At 56.4% G+C, this 21,139-nt stretch carries 22 protein-coding genes; 16 read left to right on the forward strand and 6 right to left on the reverse strand.

Features of this window, described 5'->3' with window-relative positions; genetic code table 11:
- Positions 1-4 precede the first annotated feature (4 nt).
- Positions 5-772 carry a phosphate ABC transporter ATP-binding protein PstB gene (gene pstB / locus OK409_RS00590; protein WP_010260068.1) on the forward strand — a complete coding sequence of 256 codons (768 nt, stop codon included), beginning with the start codon at positions 5-7 and terminating at the stop codon, positions 770-772.
- A 109-nt stretch (positions 773-881) separates the two neighbouring features.
- Here pstB and purN read toward each other — a convergent pair whose 3' ends face one another.
- Both purN and purM read right to left on the reverse strand, forming a co-directional pair.
- Entirely contained in the window at positions 882-1,520 is a 639-nt protein-coding gene (gene purN / locus OK409_RS00595) for a phosphoribosylglycinamide formyltransferase (protein WP_033778678.1), read from the reverse strand.
- Positions 1,517-2,557, reverse strand: coding sequence for a phosphoribosylformylglycinamidine cyclo-ligase (gene purM / locus OK409_RS00600; RefSeq protein WP_010671337.1), 1,041 nt, complete (start codon positions 2,555-2,557; stop codon positions 1,517-1,519). The genes purN and purM overlap by 4 nt, the downstream gene beginning before the upstream one ends.
- A 230-nt stretch (positions 2,558-2,787) precedes the next feature.
- On the opposite strand from purM, the gene upp reads away from it, so the two are divergent.
- The 3 genes from upp to hda all read left to right on the forward strand — a co-directional run bounded on the left by upp (position 2,788) and on the right by hda (position 5,654).
- Positions 2,788-3,414: a uracil phosphoribosyltransferase gene (gene upp, locus OK409_RS00605; RefSeq protein ID WP_009088774.1), complete on the forward strand. Its 627-nt coding sequence runs from the start codon at positions 2,788-2,790 to the stop codon at positions 3,412-3,414.
- 147 nt (positions 3,415-3,561) lie between these two features.
- The gene (gene uraA / locus OK409_RS00610) at positions 3,562-4,845 is read left to right on the forward strand and encodes a uracil permease (RefSeq protein ID WP_010671338.1); all 1,284 of its coding nucleotides are present in this window, start codon (positions 3,562-3,564) and stop codon (positions 4,843-4,845) included.
- 107 nt (positions 4,846-4,952) lie between these two features.
- Positions 4,953-5,654: a DnaA inactivator Hda gene (gene hda, locus OK409_RS00615; RefSeq protein ID WP_195719715.1), complete on the forward strand. Its 702-nt coding sequence runs from the start codon at positions 4,953-4,955 to the stop codon at positions 5,652-5,654.
- Here the strand turns inward: hda and arsC are convergent.
- Together arsC and OK409_RS00625 are read right to left on the reverse strand one after the other, a co-directional pair.
- On the reverse strand, positions 5,651-5,992 hold the full coding sequence (gene arsC, locus OK409_RS00620) for an arsenate reductase (glutaredoxin) (protein WP_264366643.1): 342 nt from the start codon (positions 5,990-5,992) through the stop codon (positions 5,651-5,653). The genes hda and arsC overlap by 4 nt on opposite strands.
- Positions 5,993-6,024: 32 nt before the next feature.
- Positions 6,025-7,488: a tetratricopeptide repeat protein gene (locus OK409_RS00625; protein WP_264366644.1), complete on the reverse strand. Its 1,464-nt coding sequence runs from the start codon at positions 7,486-7,488 to the stop codon at positions 6,025-6,027.
- A gap of 754 nt (positions 7,489-8,242) precedes the next feature.
- Here OK409_RS00625 and OK409_RS00630 point away from each other — a divergent pair.
- The 9 genes from OK409_RS00630 (at position 8,243) to OK409_RS00670 (ending at position 16,879) form a co-directional block, all read left to right on the forward strand.
- Positions 8,243-8,848, forward strand: coding sequence for a DsrE family protein (locus OK409_RS00630; RefSeq protein ID WP_010671340.1), 606 nt, complete (start codon positions 8,243-8,245; stop codon positions 8,846-8,848).
- A gap of 31 nt (positions 8,849-8,879) precedes the next feature.
- Positions 8,880-9,488 (forward strand): DsrE family protein, encoded by a 609-nt coding sequence (locus OK409_RS00635; protein WP_010671341.1) that lies wholly within the window; start codon positions 8,880-8,882, stop codon positions 9,486-9,488.
- Positions 9,489-9,612: 124 nt separating this feature from the next.
- Positions 9,613-10,638: a LacI family DNA-binding transcriptional regulator gene (locus OK409_RS00640; RefSeq protein ID WP_264366645.1), complete on the forward strand. Its 1,026-nt coding sequence runs from the start codon at positions 9,613-9,615 to the stop codon at positions 10,636-10,638.
- Entirely contained in the window at positions 10,622-11,644 is a 1,023-nt protein-coding gene (locus OK409_RS00645) for an ABC transporter substrate-binding protein (RefSeq protein WP_264366646.1), read from the forward strand. The genes OK409_RS00640 and OK409_RS00645 overlap by 17 nt, the downstream gene beginning before the upstream one ends.
- A complete protein-coding gene (locus OK409_RS00650; protein WP_109650978.1) occupies positions 11,644-12,519 on the forward strand; it encodes an ABC transporter permease in 876 nt (291 codons plus the stop codon). Before OK409_RS00645 ends, OK409_RS00650 begins: the two co-directional genes overlap by 1 nt.
- Positions 12,516-13,331: an ABC transporter permease gene (locus OK409_RS00655; RefSeq protein WP_022624145.1), complete on the forward strand. Its 816-nt coding sequence runs from the start codon at positions 12,516-12,518 to the stop codon at positions 13,329-13,331. Before OK409_RS00650 ends, OK409_RS00655 begins: the two co-directional genes overlap by 4 nt.
- Positions 13,328-14,311, forward strand: coding sequence for an ABC transporter ATP-binding protein (locus OK409_RS00660; protein ID WP_010260026.1), 984 nt, complete (start codon positions 13,328-13,330; stop codon positions 14,309-14,311). The genes OK409_RS00655 and OK409_RS00660 overlap by 4 nt, the downstream gene beginning before the upstream one ends.
- 10 nt (positions 14,312-14,321) lie before the next feature.
- Positions 14,322-15,152, forward strand: coding sequence for a phosphodiesterase (locus OK409_RS00665; RefSeq protein ID WP_060680718.1), 831 nt, complete (start codon positions 14,322-14,324; stop codon positions 15,150-15,152).
- A gap of 161 nt (positions 15,153-15,313) precedes the next feature.
- Entirely contained in the window at positions 15,314-16,879 is a 1,566-nt protein-coding gene (locus OK409_RS00670) for a sensor domain-containing diguanylate cyclase (RefSeq protein WP_010260020.1), read from the forward strand.
- Between the two features lie 99 nt (positions 16,880-16,978).
- On the opposite strand, the gene bcp is transcribed toward OK409_RS00670, so the two are convergent.
- Both bcp and OK409_RS00680 read right to left on the reverse strand, forming a co-directional pair.
- A complete protein-coding gene (bcp, locus tag OK409_RS00675; protein WP_010260016.1) occupies positions 16,979-17,446 on the reverse strand; it encodes a thioredoxin-dependent thiol peroxidase in 468 nt (155 codons plus the stop codon).
- A gap of 157 nt (positions 17,447-17,603) precedes the next feature.
- Positions 17,604-18,185, reverse strand: a complete 582-nt coding sequence (locus tag OK409_RS00680) for a glycine cleavage system transcriptional repressor (protein WP_010260011.1) — start codon at positions 18,183-18,185, stop codon at positions 17,604-17,606.
- 143 nt (positions 18,186-18,328) lie between these two features.
- Here OK409_RS00680 and dapA point away from each other — a divergent pair, with 143 nt between their 5' ends.
- From dapA to purC, 3 genes are all read left to right on the forward strand, one after another.
- Positions 18,329-19,207, forward strand: a complete 879-nt coding sequence (gene dapA / locus OK409_RS00685) for a 4-hydroxy-tetrahydrodipicolinate synthase (RefSeq protein ID WP_010260008.1) — start codon at positions 18,329-18,331, stop codon at positions 19,205-19,207.
- A gap of 14 nt (positions 19,208-19,221) precedes the next feature.
- Positions 19,222-20,253: an outer membrane protein assembly factor BamC gene (gene bamC, locus OK409_RS00690; RefSeq protein ID WP_010260005.1), complete on the forward strand. Its 1,032-nt coding sequence runs from the start codon at positions 19,222-19,224 to the stop codon at positions 20,251-20,253.
- A 145-nt stretch (positions 20,254-20,398) separates the two neighbouring features.
- On the forward strand, positions 20,399-21,112 hold the full coding sequence (purC, locus tag OK409_RS00695) for a phosphoribosylaminoimidazolesuccinocarboxamide synthase (RefSeq protein ID WP_010260002.1): 714 nt from the start codon (positions 20,399-20,401) through the stop codon (positions 21,110-21,112).
- Positions 21,113-21,139 lie beyond the last annotated feature (27 nt).

Consider the following 21,139-nt stretch of genomic DNA (forward strand, 5'->3'; position numbering starts at 1 on the left):
GACTATGACGTCCGACACGGATATCGCGCTGACCGTTAACCAGCTGTCGCTGTGGTATGGCGAGCGCCAGGCGCTGCAGGCTATTTCGCTGCAGGTGCCGAAAAACAAGATTACCGCGCTGATTGGTCCCTCCGGCTGTGGCAAATCAACGCTGCTGCGCTGTTTTAATCGCATGAATGATGTGATTGATCATTGCCGGGTCGAGGGTGAGGTGTTGCTGGGATCGCAGCCGATCCTGCGACCTGAGCAGGATCTCTCGGCGCTGCGTCGTCGGGTCGGCATGGTGTTTCAGCGCCCTAATCCTTTTCCAAAATCGATCTATGAAAATGTGGTCTACGGGCTGCGTTTACAGGGTGTACGCGATCGGCGGGTGCTGAACGAAGCCTGTGAACGTGCGCTGCGCGCGGCGGCGTTGTGGAGTGAGGTCAAAGATCAGCTGTCACAGAATGCGCTGACGCTCTCTACCGGACAGCAGCAGAGGCTGGTGATTGCCCGCGCCATCGCGATTGAACCGGAAGTTCTGCTGCTGGATGAGCCGACCTCCGCGCTGGATCCCATCTCCACGCTGGTGATTGAAGAGCTGATGACCACGCTCAAGCAGCATTTCACGCTGGTGCTGGTGACGCACAACATGCAGCAGGCTTCTCGCGTGTCAGATTACACCGCGTTTATGCATCAGGGCGCGTTAGTGGAGTTTGATGAGACTGACCGTATCTTTACCGCGCCAAAACAGCGACGGACCGAAGATTATATTACGGGGCGCTACGGTTAAGTCAGTAACGGGAGCTGAGCAGGTTGTTATGTCAGACGGCTCAAAGGTTCCCTGAGCCTTTACCCCGACCGCCAGCACTTCAGGGGAAGCCCCGGCTTCCCCTGTCGCGTCAGTCGTTAGCATAACCCTGCGGCGGCAGCGGTTCGCCATCCAGCCAGGCCTTACCGTCACGCATCGCCAGACGACCCTCAACAAACCAGTCGATTACCATCGGATAGATGGCATGCTCCTGATGCTGCACCCGCTCCGTAATCTCCGCTTCGCTGTCGCCGGGAAATACCGGGACTTTTGCCTGCAGGATCACCGGACCCCCATCCAGCTCGTCAGTGACGAAATGTACGGAGGTGCCATGTTCGCTATCGCCATTTTCCAGAGCCTGACGATGCGTATGCAGACCCGGATATTTCGGCAACAGGGAAGGGTGGATATTCAGCAGGCGATCGTGAAAATGGGCCACGAACGCGCTGCTGAGAATGCGCATATATCCTGCCAGCACAATCAGGTCTGGACTGTAGGCTTCGATTTCAGCGATGAGCTGGCGATCGAAGGCTTCGCGGTCAGTGAAGTCGCTGGCGGCAAGCGAGTGGGCGGGAATCCCTGCCTCCTGCGCCCGCGTAAGGCCATAAGCGGCGGCGCGGTTGCTGAACACGGCAGCCACGCTGCCGTGAATCCGCCCGCTTGCACAGGCGTCAAGGATGGACTGAAGGTTACTTCCGTTGCCGGAAATCAGTACAACCAGCTTTTTCATCCGTTGATGACCACACGCTCTTCGGCATCAGACGCTTTAATTACGCCGAGCTTCCAGGCTTTCTCGCCCGCAGCCTGCATCAGCGCAATCGCGTTGTCCGCGTCTGCCGGACTCAGGGCGATGATCATGCCGACGCCGCAGTTAAAGGTGCGGTACATCTCGAAACGGCTGACGTTGCCTGCCTGCTGTAACCAGCTGAAGACGGCCGGCCATTGCCAGCTCTTCTCGTCGATGACGGCCTGAGTGTTGTCGGGCAGCACGCGCGGAATATTCTCCCAGAAGCCGCCGCCGGTCAGGTGTGCGATAGCGTGCACATCGACCTGCTCAATCAGGCTCAGGATATTTTTCACGTAGATGCGGGTCGGTTCCAGCAGATGATCGGCCAGCGGTTTGCCTTCCAGCTGTTCAGCCAGCGGATCGGTGTTGCTGACTTCCAGAATCTTACGCACCAGCGAATAGCCGTTGGAGTGCGGGCCGCTGGAGCCGAGGGCGATAAGTACGTCGCCATCCTGCACCTTGCTGCCATCAATGATCTCTGACTTTTCCACCACGCCAACACAGAAACCGGCCACATCGTAATCTTCGCCGTGATACATGCCTGGCATCTCAGCGGTTTCACCGCCCACCAGCGCACAACCCGACTGCAGACAACCTTCGGCGATGCCGGTGATCACCGCAGAGGCGGTATCCACATCCAGTTTGCCGGTAGCGTAGTAGTCGAGGAAGAAGAGGGGCTCGGCGCCCTGTACCACCAGGTCGTTGACACACATCGCCACCAGGTCAACACCAATGGCATCGTGACGTTTGAGATCCATCGCCAGACGCAGCTTGGTGCCAACGCCATCGGTGCCGGAGACCAGCACCGGTTCACGGTATTTCTGCGGCAGCGCGCAAAGCGCACCAAAACCGCCCAGTCCACCCATCACTTCCGGGCGACGCGTCTTTTTCACTACGCCTTTAATACGGTCAACCAGAGCGTTACCAGCATCAATATCAACACCGGCGTCTTTGTAACTGAGAGAGGTTTTGTCGGTCACTGCGAGGTCCCCACGCGAGTTGCGGTTGGTGGTTTAAAATAAAGCGCGGCAATTCTATCAGTGCAGGCAAACGTTTGCGAGTCCGGGATTGCGCATCGGGCGATTTTCATTAATCCTCTATTTGTCCCGTTAAAACCCGCGGCTTTGCGCAAGAGCAGGTGGCGCGGAGCGTAAAAGGCGGTATAATCCCGCGATTTTTTTTTAGCTCAACTCATTCCGGGAGAACACCAATGAAGATCGTGGAAGTCAGACACCCGCTGGTCAAACATAAACTGGGCTTGATGCGTGAGCATGATATCAGTACAAAGCGTTTTCGCGAGCTGGCGTCTGAAGTGGGCAGCCTGCTGACCTACGAAGCGACCGCCGATCTGGAAACAGAGCGCGTAACCATTGAGGGCTGGAACGGCCCGGTAGAGATCGATCAGATCAAAGGCAAAAAAATCACGGTGGTGCCGATTCTGCGTGCCGGCCTGGGCATGATGGAAGGGGTGCTGGAGCACGTTCCCAGCGCCCGTATCAGCGTGGTGGGTGTTTACCGTGATGAAGAGACACTGGAGCCGGTTCCCTATTTCCAGAAGCTGGTCTCTAACATCGAAGAGCGCCTGGCGCTGGTCGTCGATCCTATGCTGGCGACCGGCGGTTCCATGATCGCCACCATCGACCTGCTGAAGAAAGCGGGCTGCACCAGCATTAAAGTGCTGGTACTGGTTGCCGCACCAGAAGGGATTGCCGCGCTGGAGAAAGCGCATCCTGACGTTGAGCTTTACACCGCGTCAGTGGATCAGGGACTGAATGAGAAGGGTTACATCATTCCCGGGCTCGGCGATGCCGGGGACAAGATTTTCGGAACCAAATAAATCGCACAGCCGACCAGAGAGTCGGCTTTTTTTTGGCAAAAAAAAGATCCCCGAACGGGTTTGGTGTGGCTGCGAGGCTCACCGGCGTGCCTGCTGCTGTGCCAGAGGCGTGCGCCATGGGGGATAAATAACACAAGGGGATAAATGATGACTCGTCGCGCCATTGGCGTCAGTGAACGACCGCCGTTACTGCAAACCATTCCACTCAGCCTGCAACACCTGTTCGCCATGTTTGGTGCCACGGTACTGGTACCGATTCTGTTCCACATCAACCCGGCGACGGTGCTGTTATTTAACGGCGTAGGGACGCTGATCTACCTCTTTATCTGTAAAGGCAAAATTCCCGCTTACCTCGGTTCCAGTTTTGCCTTTATCTCGCCAGTACTGCTATTGCTGCCGCTGGGGTATGAGGTCGCGCTGGGCGGATTTATCCTGTGCGGCGTGCTGTTCTGTCTGGTGGCGCTGATTGTCAAACGCGCGGGCACCGGCTGGCTCGATGTGATGTTTCCCCCGGCGGCGATGGGCGCGATTGTCGCCGTCATCGGTCTGGAGCTGGCAGGGGTAGCCGCTAATATGGCGGGTTTGCTGCCCGCGGAAGGCAGTGCGCCCGACAGTACAACCGTGCTGATTTCGCTGGTCACGCTGGCAGTGACGGTATTCGGTTCCGTGCTGTTTCGTGGCTTCCTGGCGATCATCCCGATTCTGGTTGGGGTGGTGGCGGGTTATCTGCTCTCTGCATTTATGGGCATCGTTGACTGGAGCGGCGTGGTCAAAGCCCCCTGGTTTGCGCTGCCAACCTTCTATACCCCGCGCTTTGAGTGGGTGGCGATGCTGACGATCCTGCCCGCAGCGCTGGTGGTGATTGCCGAGCATATCGGTCATCTTGTAGTCACCGCCAACATCGTAAAGAAAGATCTGATTCGCGACCCTGGCCTGCATCGTTCGATGTTCGCCAACGGCTTATCAACGGTCATCTCCGGCTTCTTTGGTTCAACGCCTAACACCACCTACGGCGAAAACATCGGGGTGATGGCAATTACCCGCGTCTACAGTACCTGGGTGATTGGCGGCGCGGCGATTCTGGCGATCCTGCTCTCCTGTGTCGGCAAACTGGCGGCGGTGATCCAGGCGATCCCGGTACCGGTAATGGGCGGCGTGTCGCTGCTGCTGTATGGCGTGATCGGCGCATCCGGTATCCGGGTGTTGATCGAATCCAAAGTCGATTACAACAAAGCGCAAAATCTGATCCTGACCTCGGTGATCCTGATCATCGGCGTCAGCGGTGCGAAGGTGCATATCGGTGCTGCAGAGCTGAAAGGCATGGCGCTGGCGACAATCGTAGGGGTTGGATTAGCGCTGATCTTCCGTGTGATCTCACTGCTGCGCCCGGAAGAAGTGGTGCTGGAGGCTGAAGAATCGCGCGAGCCGTGATCGCAGCAAGCCTGACAGGATCGGGGCAGGGACGCCCCATTCATCTCTTTCTGAAAACTGTGTTAGACTTCCCCCGATTTTTTGCTTGTTCTCTTGCTGAGGTGCTTCTGAACACGCCGGCACAATTGTCATTGCCACTCTATTTACCTGACGATGAAACCTTCTCCAGCTTCTGGCCGGGGGAAAACCCGTCGCTGATTGCCGCGCTGAAAGGCGCTCTCAACCAACAACATGGCAGCTATCTCTACTTCTGGTCACGCGAAGGCGGAGGGCGGAGCCATTTGCTGCACGCCGCGTGCGCCGAGATGTCAGCGCGCAGCGAAGCGGTCGGTTACGTTCCGCTGGATAAACGCACCTGGTTTGTACCGGAAGTACTGGAAGGGATGGAGCAGCTGTCACTGGTCTGCATCGATAACATCGAGTGCATTGCAGGCGAGCCTGAATGGGAAATGGCGATCTTCGATCTCTATAACCGTATTCTGGAAACCGGTAATACGCGCCTGTTTATTACCGGCGATCGTCCACCACGCCAGCTTAATCTGCAACTGCCCGATCTCGCCTCGCGGCTGGACTGGGGGCAGATCTATCGCCTGCAGCCTCTCTCCGACGAAGACAAATTACAGGCGCTGCAATTGCGCGCCGGGTTACGCGGATTTGAGCTGCCGGAAGATGTGGGACGCTTCCTGCTGAAGCGACTGGATCGTGAGATGCGCACCCTGTTTGATACGCTGGATCGGCTTGATCGTGCCTCGATCAGCGCCCAGCGTAAACTCACCATTCCGTTTGTGAAAGAGACACTCGGCCTTTAAAACAGGTCGAGCACCGCTTCGGGCGGACGTCCGATCCGCGCCTTGTCGCCATTGATCACTATCGGCCTTTCAATCAGCACCGGATGTTCCACCAGCGCATCCAGCAGTGCACTTTCGCTTTTGTCGCTGAGTGCCAGTTCGCTATAGATCGCCTCTTTAGTCCGCATCAACTGCTGTGCGCTCTGCATTCCCAGTTTCTGTAACAGGATTTCCAGCGTCTCGCGATCGGGCGGCGCTTGCAGATAGAGCACCACGTCCGGCTCGATCCCGCGGGCGTTCAGCAGTGCCAGCGTCTCGCGGCTCTTGCTGCAGCGCGAGTTGTGGTAAATCGTCACCATCTCAGGCTCTCCTCTATTCGCAGCGTGAATGCTCAACCTTTCTGATATTGCTTAAAGCGCTGTTGTAACTGGCGCAGCTGATCGATACGGGCATCGTAGCGCGCCTGTTTCAGGCTGCCGAGCGGCACCTGTGCGCTGGCGCTGCCAAGCGCGGTGATCGCCTGATCGAGCTGGCCATTCAGCGCCAGACTCTCTGCCCGCGCCGATAACTCTTCATCATTCAATCCCTGCTGTGCAGACGCCTGGGCCAGCAAATCCCAGCCGTTGGGATCATCTTTATTAGCCCAGGTGTAGCGATTCAGAATGCGGCTGGCATTGGCATACTGTTTCGCTTCAACGTAGGCATTGGCCAGGTTGAGCTGCACCACCGGGCTGTTTTTTGCACTGGTGGCGGCGCTGAGCAGGGCGATCGCCTGTTGTGGCTGATTCAGGCCGATATCGATGTCTGACATAAGATCCAGGAACCAGACGTTATTCGGCTGTTTCGCCAGCAACGGCGTCATAATCCGCTTCGCATCGGCAAAGCTTTTCGCCTGCAAAAACTGTATGGCTTTGCCATATTGTGACGCCAGCTGCTCACGAGAATTGCCGCTGGCATACTGGCTCAGCAGTTCGTCGGTGAGCTGATTACGCCCGGTGGAGTACATGCCCAGTGAACGCATCTTTGCCAGATAAAAATCTTCTGTAGATTGCACCACCACCGGGCGCATCTGGTTAGCGCGGTTGCGGGCATCCGCCAGACGGCTGTCGGGCAGGGGATGCGTCAGCAGAATTTCAGGAGGCTTCGAGGAGAAGCGGCTCTGATCGGCCAGCTTCTGTAAAAAGTTCGGCATCGCCTGGGGATCAAACCCGGCGCGCTGCAGTACCTGAATTCCGATGCGGTCGGCTTCCTGCTCATTACCCTGGGTAAAACTGATAATCCCCTGCTGAGTTCCCGCCAGAGTGCCGGTCAGTGCTGCCATGCCCGCCTGCGGATTGGCCATTGCCAGCAGAATAGAGCCCAGCGCACCGACCCATGTCAGTGGCGCATTGCGCTTTTGATCTTCCATTGCGCGCGCCAGATGGCGCTGGGTAACGTGTGAGATCTCATGCGCCATTACTGACGCCAGCTGGCTTTCATTTTCGGTATAGCGGAACAGCGCTGAGTGCAGCACCACGTTGCCACCAAAAAAGGCAAAGGCGTTGAGCTCATCGTTCTGAATCAGAAAGAAGTGGAACGGGGTTTTCACTGAGTCGGCATGCGACACCAGTCGCTGACCCAGCTGATTAATATACTGATTAAGCAGCGGATCGTTGATCAGCGGCGCACTGGCACGCAGCTGGCGCACATAAAAGTCGCCCATCTGCAGTTCCTGATTAATCGACAGCGTCGAACCGGCCGTAGTGCCAATATCGGGAAGTGAATCACTGACATCGGCGTAAGCAGGTGACAGAGTAGTGAAAATGAGCGTCGGAAGGAGCGCGGCGATCAGCGTTTTCTTTAACCGGTTCAACATGCCTTAATCCTGTAGAGAGGCCCTGAAAATGGACAGGTGCGCAGCGGGAATGTTCCATTTTTCGCAGATAACGACGGTTCGTGACTATCTTAACCAGAGCATCAAAAGAATGAAATGTCGTTTTCTGGCAAACGACCAACGTAATTTGTGCAAGATCGCCCATTTTGACGAAAAAAACTGAACATCCTGCCAACTTAAACCGCGGTTAAACGAATAAAACCTGGCGGAGTATCGCCGGGTTTGTGAGCGGTTAAGTAACGCCTTATTCATTTATTCCCAATGCGCTTCGGCAGAATAAAGCAGAATCTGCTGCCGCGCAGATTTAGCCTGTGATCGGATTTTTTTAAAGTTATGTAAATTCACTCAAAAAAACTGACTATGGCATGAGTTTTTCCAGGTCTACTCTGAAAAAATAGCCCTCTCTGAGCCGTGAATCTCCTCTTCGCCATTGATAAATTAAATCGTAGCTTCCGCCGTTATCCTGCTTATTCCAGCTACAACTGGCTGTTATTTATTGCTGTTAATGTCACAGAAATGGAAAAAAGCACAAAAAGTCAGGTCCATTCTGATTAAGACCTTTTTTTCCTCATAATGAAACTTTTCGATTAATACGGAAGGTGAATAATTTCAGCAGTTATCAGCCGCGCGCTGACCTGAATTTACGCAGGCGAGAATTATGCCTGCGCTGTGATATAGATAGCCGACCTGATTCAGTCCTGAATCTGCCAGCCATTATTTGCCGGAGAGAAGTGTTATGCGTTCAGTTGTTTCATACGCGTTAATCGCCATTATTGGCGGAGTCGTTGGCGCGGCTGTCACACAGAGTGGCGAGATTTATGACAAAGTGACACGCCATTTTGCAACCGAGCCACAGGAAGCCCCGGGATTCTGGAGCACACCGGCGATTGAAGGTTACGGCAAAATTCATTATGAGCCCGACGCCGCGTTTAAACCGGTGGCAGGCCTGAGCAATAAAATTGTTTTCCAGATTACCCGAAGCGATGGCGCGATGACCGCGCCCAATCTGGGACTGGAGCGTGTGGCGCGCGTGGTGAATTTATATATCGCCTCCGGCATTCCGGCCGATCAGCTGAAGTTTGTCGTTTCGGTCACCGGCGATGCGACGCCCGCCATGCTGGATAACGCCCATTTTAAAAAGTTTTATGGCATCGAAAATCCAAACCTGAAGCTGATTAATGAGCTGAATCAGGCGGGAGTGAAAGTCTCGGTCTGCGATCAGTCCGTGGCATTCCATCACTATCCTAATAACTGGATTGATAAATCTGTGGTCCATGCGCTTTCCAGTCCGACCACCGTATCAACCCTGCAAAACCAGGGATACGCGTGGCTGGCAATGTAATTGATGTTTTAAACGATCGGGAGAAGAGTTAATGCGTCCAGCAGCTTTAGTGGTGATGGCAGCCGTAGCGGGATTTATCGGCGGCAATGTTTTACAGTTGCCGGAATTATTCGATAAGGTCAGCGGGAAAATGGCGGATAATAAATCCGAACCTGCTGATTTCTGGAGTACGCCAGCGATTGAAGGCTACGGAAAAATACATTATGTCGATACGCCTGCATTTAAACCCGGCACGACAGCGGGCCTGAGTAATAAAATAGTATTTCAGATCAACCGCAGTGAAGGGGATATTCGTAAGCCGAATCTCGGTCTGGAGCGCGTAGCGCGCGTCACCAACCTCTATTATGCGGCAGGTGTGCCACTCGACCAGCTGAAATTTGTGGTGTCAATTAACGGCGACGCGGTTTCATCAGCGCTGAATAATGACCAGTTCAGCAAAGCCTACGGCGTCGATAACCCGAACCTGAAGCTGATCAGCGAGCTGAAAAAAGCGGGCGTTCAGGTCACTATCTGCGATCAGTCAGTGGCGTTTCATCAGCTTGAGCGCAACTGGATCGACCCGATGGTCACTCACACTATCTCCAGCGGCACCACCGTTGCGACCCTGGAAAACAGCGGTTACGCCTTCCTGATGCTTTAATTCCCCCACAGCGGCGTCACTGCCGCTGTCACCTTCCCGTCAAATTGCTGTGATGTCCCTGTCATAGAACGCCGCTAGTGTTGTCGCAATGAGATCGATCTCATCGACAATAAACGAGGCAGTCATGACCGATTTAATCAGCGTAGCCAGACTGGCAGGGGTCTCCCGCGCAACCGCTGCGCGCGCCTTTTCTGACCCTCATCTGCTAAAACCGGGCACGCTGCAAAAGGTGCTTGCCGCCTCGGAACAGATCGGTTTCCGCCCGAATCATATTGCCCGTCAGCTCCGCACCCAGCACTCCACCACGCTTGGCGTCCTGTTGCCTTCGCTGCTCAATCCGGTTTTTGCCATGCAGTTACAGGCGATGGAGCAGCAGGCTCGTCTGGCGGGATATGGGCTGCTGGTAGCAACCAGTGATTATCAGGCTGAGCGGGAAGCGGCCATTGTCGAACATATGCTGCACCAGCGTGTCGCCGGTCTGGTACTGACGGTGGCAGATGCCGACAGCAGTGCGCTGCTGCCGACACTGGCGGCGGCGAAGATGCCCTTCGTGCTGACCCACAACGTACCGCAACAGCACGAATGGCCCGCGCTGTGCGTAGATAACCGCAAAGCCATTGCCGAAGCGACCGCCCATCTGGTGTCACTGGGCCACCGCCACATCGTGATGGCTGCGGGCCCTATGCAGCAATCTGACCGCGCCCGTCTGCGCTATCTCGGCTACTGCGATGCCATGCAGCAGGCCGGTCTGACGCCGCAGGCGATGATTGAGATGCCCAGCCATATCCAGTCCGATTTCCATCTGTTGCTGCCGCTGATTAATTCACCTTCGCCGCTGACGGCGGTGATTTGCAGTAACGATCTGCTGGCTATCAGCCTGCTGGGCGCCGCTGCGCGTGCCGGCGTCAGCGTTCCGAATCAGCTCTCCGTGGTCGGCTTCGATGGCATTGAGCTGGGCGAACAGCTTTCACCTTCACTGGCCAGCGTGGTGCAGCCGATTGCGCTAATGGGCGCGCGCGCTATTGACCTGCTTCTGAATCCCGTCGGCGGTAAAACCCATCTGCTGGCACATCATTTACGTCTCGGGGAGAGTGTCGCCCCGGCATTTCATGGCTCTTTTTCAGGGAAACATCATGTCACTCACCGTTAACTTCAAACCTATCGCCAGCGCTGCGCTGCTGGCCGGATGCACGCTTGCCTCATCGTGGGCGCAGGCGGCTGAAAATGCTATCTGCTACAACTGCCCGCCAGAGTGGGCCGACTGGGCGACACAGCTCCAGGCGATCGAAAAAACGACGGGCATTCATGTGCCGCAGGACAATAAAAATTCGGGTCAGGTACTGGCGCAGCTGGTTGCCGAGAAAAGCAATCCGGTCGCCGACGTGGTCTATTATGGCGTCAGCTTCGGCATTCAGGCAGTCAGTGCAGACGTGGTCAGCGCTTACAAACCGGCAAACTGGGATCAGATCCCGGCAGGCATGAAAGATCCTGCTGGCAAGTGGGTGGCGCTGCACTCCGGTACCATGGGCTTTATGGTCAATGTTGATGCGCTGGGTGGCGCGCCGGTGCCGCGCTCCTGGGACGATCTGCTGAAGCCGGAATATAAAGGCATGGTGGGTTATCTTGATCCGGCCAGCGCCTTTGTCGGCTACGTTGCAGCCGTCGCGGTGAATCAGGCGAAAGGCGGCAGCCTGCATGACTTCACCCCGGCTATCAACTGGTTCAAAGCGCTGCAACGCAACCAGCCGATTGTGCCTAAGCAGACCGCCTATGCCCGACTGATTTCAGGCGAAATCCCGATTCTGATCGACTACGACTTCAACGCCTATCGCGCCCGCTACAAAGATCACGCCAATGTGGAATTTGTGATCCCCAGCGAGGGGACGGTCACGGTGCCTTACGTCATCAGCCTGGTGAAAAATGCGCCGCATCCGGCCAACGGTAAGAAAGTGATCGATTTCGTGCTGTCAGACGCCGGTCAGGCGATCTGGGCTAATGCCTGGCTGCGTCCGGTCCGGGCGGGCGCGATGTCACCCGAAGCGAAGAAATATTTTCTGCCTGACAGCGACTATGCTCGCGCTCATACGGTTGATTATCAGCAGATGGCCGATGCGCAGAAGAGCTTCTCCGCCCGTTACCTGAGCGAGATCCGCTGATGTCACTCTCAGAGATCAATCCGTTTGCTGCTGGCGACTCAGTTCGCCACCGCCTTCGGCCGCTGGGGGCAAACTGGCCGTGGATGCTGCTGCCTGCGCTGCTGTTCTTTGCTGCCTTCTGGCTGTTGCCGTTTGCTCGTCTGTTGCAGATCGGTATGACGGAAGATCGCACGACTCACCACAGCGGCTACTGGACGGTAATCAGCCAGCCGCAATATCTGCAAAGCCTGCTGAATACCGTGCTGCTCTCGGCGGCGGTCACGCTGGTGACGCTGCTGATTGCTGCGGTGGTGGGCTGCTTTCTGGCACGGCAGCGCTTTACCGGGCGAGGCACGCTGCTGGCGCTGCTGACCTTTCCGCTGGCCTTTCCGGGCGTGGTGGTGGGATTTCTGATGGTCATGCTGGCGGGGCGTCAGGGTGTTCTGGCGCAACTCAGTCTCAGCCTGTTTCATGAACGCTGGATCCTTGCCTATTCGCTCAGCGGCTTATTTATTGGCTATCTCTATTTTTCGCTGCCGCGCGCCATCGTGACGCTGGTGGCGGCCAGTGAAAAGCTGGACCGTTCGCTGGAAGAGGCCGCCCGATCGCTGGGTGCCAGCCAGTGGCGCATCATCATTGACGTCATCATTCCTGGGCTGAAACCGGCGCTGCTCTCCTGCGGCGCGCTCTGTTTCGCCACCAGCATGGGCGCCTTTGGCACCGCATTTACCCTTGGCACAGAGCTCGCGGTGCTGCCGCTGACCATTTATGGCGAGTTCACTAATTACGCCAACTTTGCCACCGCAGCGGCGCTTTCGGTGGTGATGGGGGCGGTGGCCTGGCTGGCGCTGATGCTGGCGAACGGACTGGCTGCCCGCCGCAAGGAGACGGTATGAAGCGCCGGGGTTTGTTCTGGCTGCAGGTGGTGATCACCAGCCTCACCGCGCTGTTTATGATTGTGCCGGTTGTGCTCTCGATGCTGGCGGGCGTCACGCAGAACTATTTCACTGGCCTGCGCAGCGGCCTGACGCTGAAATGGGTGGAACAGGTGTGGCAGATGTATGCCGACACCTTCTGGCTGTCGCTGCTGATCGCTCTGAGTTGTCTGGCGGTGACGGTTATCGCTGGCGTGCCAGCCGCCTGGGGCTTACTGAAATCACCGTCACGCTGGGCCAGCCGCATTGAGGAGTGCCTGATGCTGCCAGTCGCATTGCCGGGCCTGGCCACCGCTCTGGGCATCATTCTGCTCTATGGTCAGTTCAGCGCATTGCGCGACAGCTGGCTCTTCATCCTGATCGGCCATGTGCTCTTTACCTTGCCCTTTATGATCCGACCGGTGCTGTCGGTGATGCAGGCGATTGATCTGCCGCGCCTTGAAGAAGCCGCCGCCAGCCTGGGGGCGGGCTTCTGGCGCCGCTTCTTTACCGTGGTCGTCCCGAACTGCCGCAACGGCATTCTGGCGGGCGCATTTATGGTGATCACCCTGTCGGTGGGGGAGTTCAACATTACCTGGATGCTGCACACGCCACTGACCAAAACCCTGCCGGTCGGTCTGGCCGACAGCTACACCTCGATGCGACTGGAAGTCGGGTCCGCCTATACCCTGATCTTTATTATGATGATTTTACCGCTGCTGCTGTTGCTCAACGCCTGTAATCACTGGCTGGAACGGCAATCTTCGCGGCAGCAGAGAGAGGAAACCGTATGAATGAGGCCGTCAACGTGACGCTGCGCCACTGCTCGCGTCGCTTTAATCAGCAGGTCGCGCTGCATCCGCTCGACCTGCAGGTTCACGCCGGTGAAACACTGGTATTGCTGGGGCCGTCAGGCTGTGGCAAAACCACGCTGCTGCGTATTATCAGCGGTCTGGATAGCAGCGATCCCCCGGGAGAGATCTGGTTTGACAAGCGTAACGTCACCGCGCTGCCGATTGAGAAACGCAACGTTGGCATGGTGTTTCAGAACTACGCGCTGTTCCCGACGCTCAACGTGGCGCAGAACGTCGCCTATGGTCTGAAGGTGCAGGGCGTGCCACGTGCCGAGCGTGATGCGCGGGTCGCGGAAATGCTGGCACTGGTTGACCTGACACATCTGTCCCACCGGGCGATTGATAAATTGTCCGGCGGGCAGAAGCAGCGGGTGGCGCTGGCACGTGCGCTGGCCGCCCGGCCTAAAGTTCTGTTGTTCGATGAGCCGCTGGCGGCGCTTGACGCCAGGCTGCGCGATCGACTGCGGCTGGAGATCGGCGCGCTGCTCAAGCGGCTGGCGATCACCGCGGTTTACGTCACCCACGATCAGCAGGAGGCGATGGCGCTGGGCGATCGCATCGCGGTGATGGAGCAGGGCCGTCTGGTGCAGTTGGATACTCCGCAGGGAATTTATCAGCGCCCGGCCTCCCGCTTTGTAGCGGATTTTGTGGGCGCCATAAACTGCATTGCGCACGATCCCGACGGTCATCCCCTGCGTTTTTGCCGCCCGGAAGATGTGCTGCTGGCTGACGACACCCGCTATGCCCAGCGCGGTGTGGTGGTGGGCAGTACGTTTCTTGGCGCCTCGCAGCGCTTACTGATCGATATCGGGCTGGATAACCCCATTCAGGTCGAGCGTCATGCCCGCGAAATCTGGCAGGCGGGACAGCGCATCAGCTGGTCGCTGACCCGCCAGGCCGCGCTGGAATTTAGTTGCTAAGGAGTCTGTTGTGTCTGTTCAACCCACAGTCATCGCGCAAATCAGCGATCTGCATATCAAGGCTTTTGGTCGTCTCTCTTATAAACAGGTCGATACCCATGCCGCTTTACTGCAGGTTATCGATACCCTTAACGCGCTGCAGCCGCGCCCCGATGTGGTGGTGATTACCGGCGACCTGGTCGATTTTGGCAGGCCGGAAGAGTATCAGACGCTGCGCGAAGCCCTGCAGCGCCTCCAGTTGCCCTTTTATCTGATGGCGGGCAATCACGACGATCGCGAGGCACTGCGTGCTGCCTTCCCGGATCACACCTACCTGCAGGCGGGGCCGACCCTGAACTGGCAGCTTAGCGTGGGCGGCGTCAGGCTGCTGGCCCTGGACTCCAGCGTACCGCAACAGCCGTGGGGGGAGGTGGATGAGCAGCAGTTGCAATGGCTGGATCAGGCACTGCGCGAGGCCGCGGATCAGCCCACGCTGGTGATGCTGCATCATCCCCCTTTTGCCTGTGGCATTGCGCATATGGATCGGCAACGGTTACGCCATCCTGAGGCACTTGAGGCGATCATTGCTCGCCATCCGCAGGTTGAGCGGGTGCTTTGTGGTCATCTGCATCGCAGCCTGCAGACCCGCTTTGCCGGAACCCTGGCCTGTGTCGCACCCGGCGTGTCGCATCAGGTGGCTCTGGATCTGCACCCGGAGGGGCCCGCTCACTTTATTCTGGAGCCGCCCGGCTTTTTGCTCCATTGCTGGCAGCCAATGCAGGGAATGGTCACGCATCAGTGCGCGATTGGCCACTTTTCGGGACCCTGGCCATTTTACGATAGTCAGGGGTTAATCGATTAGTGCCAGCTAAATCTGTATTAAGCGGGGTGATATTTGTCTTAATGCTGCTCAAAAATGCCGACACAGTGTAGACTTAAGCCCGGCTATCAGGGCTTCTGGCACACATTAAAAAAATAATCAGGCATTCACGACATGACACTCTTCTCCGGGGCGGCGACGCCATGTTAAAGCTCTTTCGGCCCAAGGCCGACTTGCGCAATCTGATCGCCCTGCTGGTGATTGTCAGCATTGTTATCACGCTCGCGAATACGCTCTACGCCACCTGGCGGGTGCAGCGCCAGGTGCTGATTGACACCACGCTTGAGGCTAACCGGGCCTATGCCGCCAAGCTGGCCTCAACCAGTGAAATCTTTTTTCAGCTGGCGCAGTCACAGTTGCACTACAGCGCCAATCAGCTAAGCCGTGACTTTAATAATGAAGGACTGCTGAATAGCGAAGTCAATCGTCTGCGTGAGCAGACTACCAGTTTCAACTCGGTGGCCGTGGTGGATGAGCAGGGCGCGATCAAAGCGATCTCGCCCGAATCCCTGACGCTGAAAGGGATGCGTGTCACCAGCGACGCCTCCCGCGAAGCGCTGACGCTGCGGCAGCCGATCATCAGTAAACCGACCCTTTCTGCAGCCAATAATCTGCTGGTGTTTGTCTCCTGGCCAATCTGGAGTCCCGATGGCGACTATCTGGGCTACATCGGCGGCACGATCTATCTGAAGAAAAAAAGCATTCTGAATGCGCTACTGGGTGAACAATTCTACCGCGATGGCACCACGGTCTATGTGCTCGACAGTAATAATGAGGTGTTGTATCACCAGAATCGTCAGCTGATTGGTAAAGTTCTGCCCGCCATCGTCAGTCCGCGTGACGAGCAGACCAATGGCTCGCTGATGCTTGCGGGTGCAGGTGAGTCGACGCAGCTGGCGGGCTATGCCGTCGTGCCGACCACCGGCTGGACGGTGGTGGCGCTGAAGCCGATTAACGTCACGCTGAACCCGCTTTCAGGCCTGTTAATGAAAGTCCTGAAAAACTCGGTGCCGTTCGCGCTGCTGACCCTGCTGGTTGCGTTAGGGCTGGCACGGCTGATTGCCCGACCACTGTTCCAGCTGGCCCGCAAAGCCAGCCGTATGGATGCGCAGGGCGTATCAAAAGAGATTGGCGGCATCAGTGCCTGGTATTTTGAGGCGGCGCAGGTCAAGCGCGCGCTGCTCACCGGCATCGGACTGGTGCAGGACAAAATCGGTCGTCTGAGTTCGGAAGCCCAGACCGACCCCCTGACTCAGTTGCTGAATCGGCGTGGTCTTAATGCGGTACTGGAGTACTACCGCACGCTACGTCAGCCTTTCTCGGTGCTGGCGCTGGATATCGATCACTTTAAAAACGTCAACGATAGCTGGGGCCACGATGTGGGCGACCGGGTGATTCAGCAGGTGGCGAGCACGCTGCGTGCCAGCGCCCGTCAGTCTGATGTGGTGTGCCGCAACGGCGGAGAGGAGTTTCTGATGCTGCTGCCGGGAACGGCGCTGGATGAGGCGCAGATTATCGCCGAGCGCGTGCGACTGGGTATTGCAGAAGCCTGGCTCACCGACGTGGGACGCATTACCTTGTCTATCGGCGTCGCGGCCTGGAATGGTTCGCAGGATGTCGGGCTGGAAGGCAGTTTAAAACAGGCGGATGCGGCACTCTATGAGGCGAAAAATGCCGGGCGCAACTGCGTTATCGTGGCCGCCGCGTAATCGCGTTAACTCACAGTGTTTCGCAACGGCAGGATAAAAATGGGTGGGGAAGGGGAAGTTAAGCAGGGCGCGGCGTTAAGGCTACCGCGCCCCTCAACATCAGGCTGACTTGACGTAATCCAGCACCATGTCGTGGTGATTCGAGGTCTTGAAGTTATCAAACACTTTTTCGATCCTGCCCTCAGCATCTATCAGGAAGCTGATGCGATGAATGCCGTCATAGGTTTTCCCCATAAACGTTTTTTCACCCCAGACGCCAAACGCCTGGCAGACTTCATGGTTTTCATCGGAGAGCAGGGTAAAGTTCAGCAGCTCTTTTTCGACAAACTTTGACAATTTTTCCGGTTTGTCGGTGCTGATGCCCAGCACTTCCACGCCCGCTTTTTTCAACTCATCCATGTTGTCACGCAGACCGCACGCCTGCACGGTGCAGCCTGGTGTCATCGCTTTCGGGTAAAAGTACACCAGAACGCGCTGTCCCTGGAAGTCGGTCAGATTCACGTGTTCGCCGTCCTGATCGGGCAGGCTAAATGCGGGTGCAGTATCTCCGGCTTTCAGTGGATTCATTACATCTCTCCATTTTCTTATTCAGGCTGTGGGTAATACACCATCCGGTCAGAAACGGCCAGAGGGAAAATTACCATCAGGGGGTATTTCACCACATAGCCGGTCACCTTTCAGTGGCAGTAATGTGGAGAAATAACTCCGGTTAATTGACCAAAGCTTAGCGTACCGCGCTGACAGATTCGCTGCTGTCGGCATCTGACACACTGTAAAGGCGCAGCGTTCCCTGAGCATTCAGCTCCTGACACAGGGTATTAAACGCCTGCTCAAACGGGGTGCCACTGGTTCGCGTCGGACTGTGAGCGGTCATTTGAATATAGAGCGTAGGTGGCAAATTGTGTTGCGCTGGCGTAATGCGCGACACCAGTTCGGCCACATTCATCTGATGCTTATCGATAAGATCGGTAAAGCGTTCAATAATATGCGGCGAATCAGCCACCTCAACCTGAATGAACGCGGTGTCGGGCATCGGCGGACGGAGCCGGGCATTGGTGCGCTTCATGACGATCAGCAGTTCCAGCTCTGCCCCTTTCAGTGGCAGGGTCGATTCAATCAGTGTGATCGCGTTCCAGCTGCCCGACAGCAGCATGATAAAGGTGAACTCATCCCCAAGCATGGCAAGACGGCTATCTTCAATATTGCAACCGCAGCTGCTGACGTGTCGGGTAATGGTGTTGACGATACCCGGACGGTCAACACCGAGCGCGGTGATCACCAGATGATGGGGCTGAGATTGCGGCAAAATGGCTTTTCCTCTGCTTTCGCTAATAACCATAAGGTAAACATAAAAAAAACTGCTGACAAGCGCGGGAATGGCGTGGCTGGCTTGCTTTTCCCTAAGTGTAAAACGTACCATGAAGCACTTGTTTGTCGAGGGGATCGCCAATGTTTACGGGAAGTATTGTTGCACTCGTTACGCCAATGGATGACAGCGGTAATGTCTGCCGGTCGAGTCTGAAAAAACTGATTGATTATCACGTCGCCAGCGGCACCGCGGCGATCGTTTCCGTCGGCACCACAGGCGAATCTGCTACCCTGAGCCATGAAGAACATGGTGATGTGGTGATGCTGACCCTGGAACTGGCCGATGGCCGTATTCCGGTGATTGCCGGAACCGGGGCAAACGCCACCGCTGAAGGCATCTCTCTGACTAAGCGTTTTGAAAATTCCGGCGTTGTGGGTTGCCTGACCGTGACTCCGTATTACAACCGTCCGACGCAGGAAGGGCTGTTCCAGCACTTTAAAGCGATTGCGAATAGCACCAGCCTGCCACAGATGCTGTATAACGTTCCCTCGCGTACCGGTTGTGACATGCTGCCGGAAACCGTTGCCCGCCTGGCCGAAATCAAAAATATTATCGGAATCAAAGAGGCAACCGGGAACTTATCGCGGGTTAGTCAGATCCAAGAGCTGGTTAATGAAGATTTCATTCTGGTGAGTGGCGATGACGCGACTGCGCTGGACTTTATGCAACTGGGCGGTAAAGGCGTTATTTCGGTGACGGCCAACGTGGCTGCGCGCGAAATGGTCGAACTGTGTCAACTCGCACAGCAGGGCAATTTCGTCGAGGCACGCCGCCTGAATCAGCGTCTGATGCATCTGCACCAGACGCTTTTCTGTGAACCCAATCCTATCCCGGTGAAATGGGCTGCGAAACAGCTAGGATTAATCGCTAACGACACGCTGCGTCTGCCAATGACGCCACTGACTGCAGCCGGCCAGCCGAAAGTGGAGCAGGCGCTGGTGAAAGCGGGTTTGCGATAATTTAGGGAGTTTGAATGAATTACTCAGTAAAGCGGTCAACAGTAGCCACAGTGGTGGGGCTTTCTACCCTGATGCTGTTGTCGGCCTGTTCAAGCGATCAGCGTTATAAGCGCCAGGTCAGCGGTGACGAATCTTATCTTGAAGCCAGTCAGTTAAATGAACTGAAAGCGCCTGCCGGAATGATCCTGCCGGTGCAGCGTGGTGATTTCGACGTGCCGCGCACGACCAGTCAGGCACCCACCGGCAAGCAGCTCGACATCCGTCCGCCAGCCCAGCCGCTGGCGCTGATGAACGGCACCCGCGCACAGTTCAGCAACAATACCGGCGCGCTGATGATTGATAACAGCCGCGGTTCAGTCTGGTCGCAGGTCGTCAACGTGGTGCAGTCATACAAATTCCCGATTGCCTCCCGTAATGATGCAGGCCAGCAGCTGACGACGGATTGGGTGCAGTGGAACCGTGCTGATGAAGATCAACAGTATCGTGGCCGCTACCAGATCAGCGTGCAGTCGCAGAGCTATCAGCAGCAGTTAACCGTTCGTCTGCTGGAGCTGCAGCAGGATGGTAAAACCATTACCTCACCTGTGCAGATCCAGCGTTACACCGCGCAGATGCTGAATGACATCAGCACCGGTATGGACAAGATTGATACGGCGAGTGAAAACGCGGCCTCTGGTCGGGTGAATGGGGCCATTGATGTGCAGAGCGGTGCAGATGATACCGGCCTGCCACTGCTGATCCTGCGTACGCCATACAATGTGGCATGGCAGCGTCTGCCTGATGCAATGAAACGCGTCGGGATGGAAGTGACCGACACGACCCGCTCAACCGGCAGCATGAAGGTGACCTACAAGTCACTGAGCAGCAGCGACTGGGATTCAGTCGGTGCGAAAGATCCGGAATTACCAAACGGTGATTACAAAGTGCAGGTCGGCGATCTCGACAACCGCACCAGTCTGCAATTCATCGACCCGAAAGGGCATGTGCTGACCCAGTCGCAGAACGATGCGCTGGTGGCCGTGTTCCAGGCGGCGCTGAACAAATAAAGTTGCCCCAGGCCGGAGATTCTCCGGCCTTTTTATTTTGTTTTTGGCATAATAGCGCGCGGCGAAGTAAACGATTGCGTCAAGGCAATCGCCGCAGCGGCACTGGCCGCTGAACACCCGTTATTTCAAGTCTGGAGTGAACAAGATGCAAAAGCGAGCTGAGTTGTATCGCGGTAAAGCGAAAACCGTATACAGCACCGATAACCCGGATCTGCTGATACTCGAATTCCGCAACGATACGTCAGCAGGTGATGGCGCCCGAATCGAGCAATTTGATCGCAAGGGAATGGTTAACAACAAGTTTAACCATTTTATCATGACTAAATTGCAGGAAGCGGGTATCCCGACCCAGATGGAAGCGCTGCTGTCAGATACTGAAGCGCTGGTGAAGAAGCTGGAGATGGTGCCGGTAGAGTGCGTGGTACGTAACCGCGCCGCAGGCTCGCTGGTAAAACGTCTGGGCGTGGAAGAGGGCATTGTGCTCAATCCGCCGCTGTTTGATCTTTTCCTGAAAGATGATGCAAAGCATGACCCGATGGTCAATGAATCCTACTGCGAAACCTTTGGCTGGGTCAGCAAACAGAACCTGGCGCGGATGCAGGAGTTGACCTTTAAAGCCAACGAGGTGCTGAGCAAACTGTTCGACGATGCGGGCCTGATTCTGGTCGACTTCAAACTGGAGTTTGGTCTGTTTAACGGCGAAGTGACGCTGGGCGATGAGTTTTCGCCAGACGGTGCGCGCCTGTGGGACAAAGAGACGCTGGATAAAATGGATAAAGACCGTTTCCGCCAGAGCCTCGGCGGCGTGGTGGAAGCCTATGAAGCGGTTGCACAGCGGCTGGGCGTGAAGCTCGACTGAGTTTGCCTGCCGCGCAGAAAGAAAAAG

Origin of the sequence: Pantoea sp. RG18, from assembly GCF_025910075.1 — a bacterium.
GTDB lineage: Bacteria > Pseudomonadota > Gammaproteobacteria > Enterobacterales > Enterobacteriaceae > Pantoea > Pantoea agglomerans.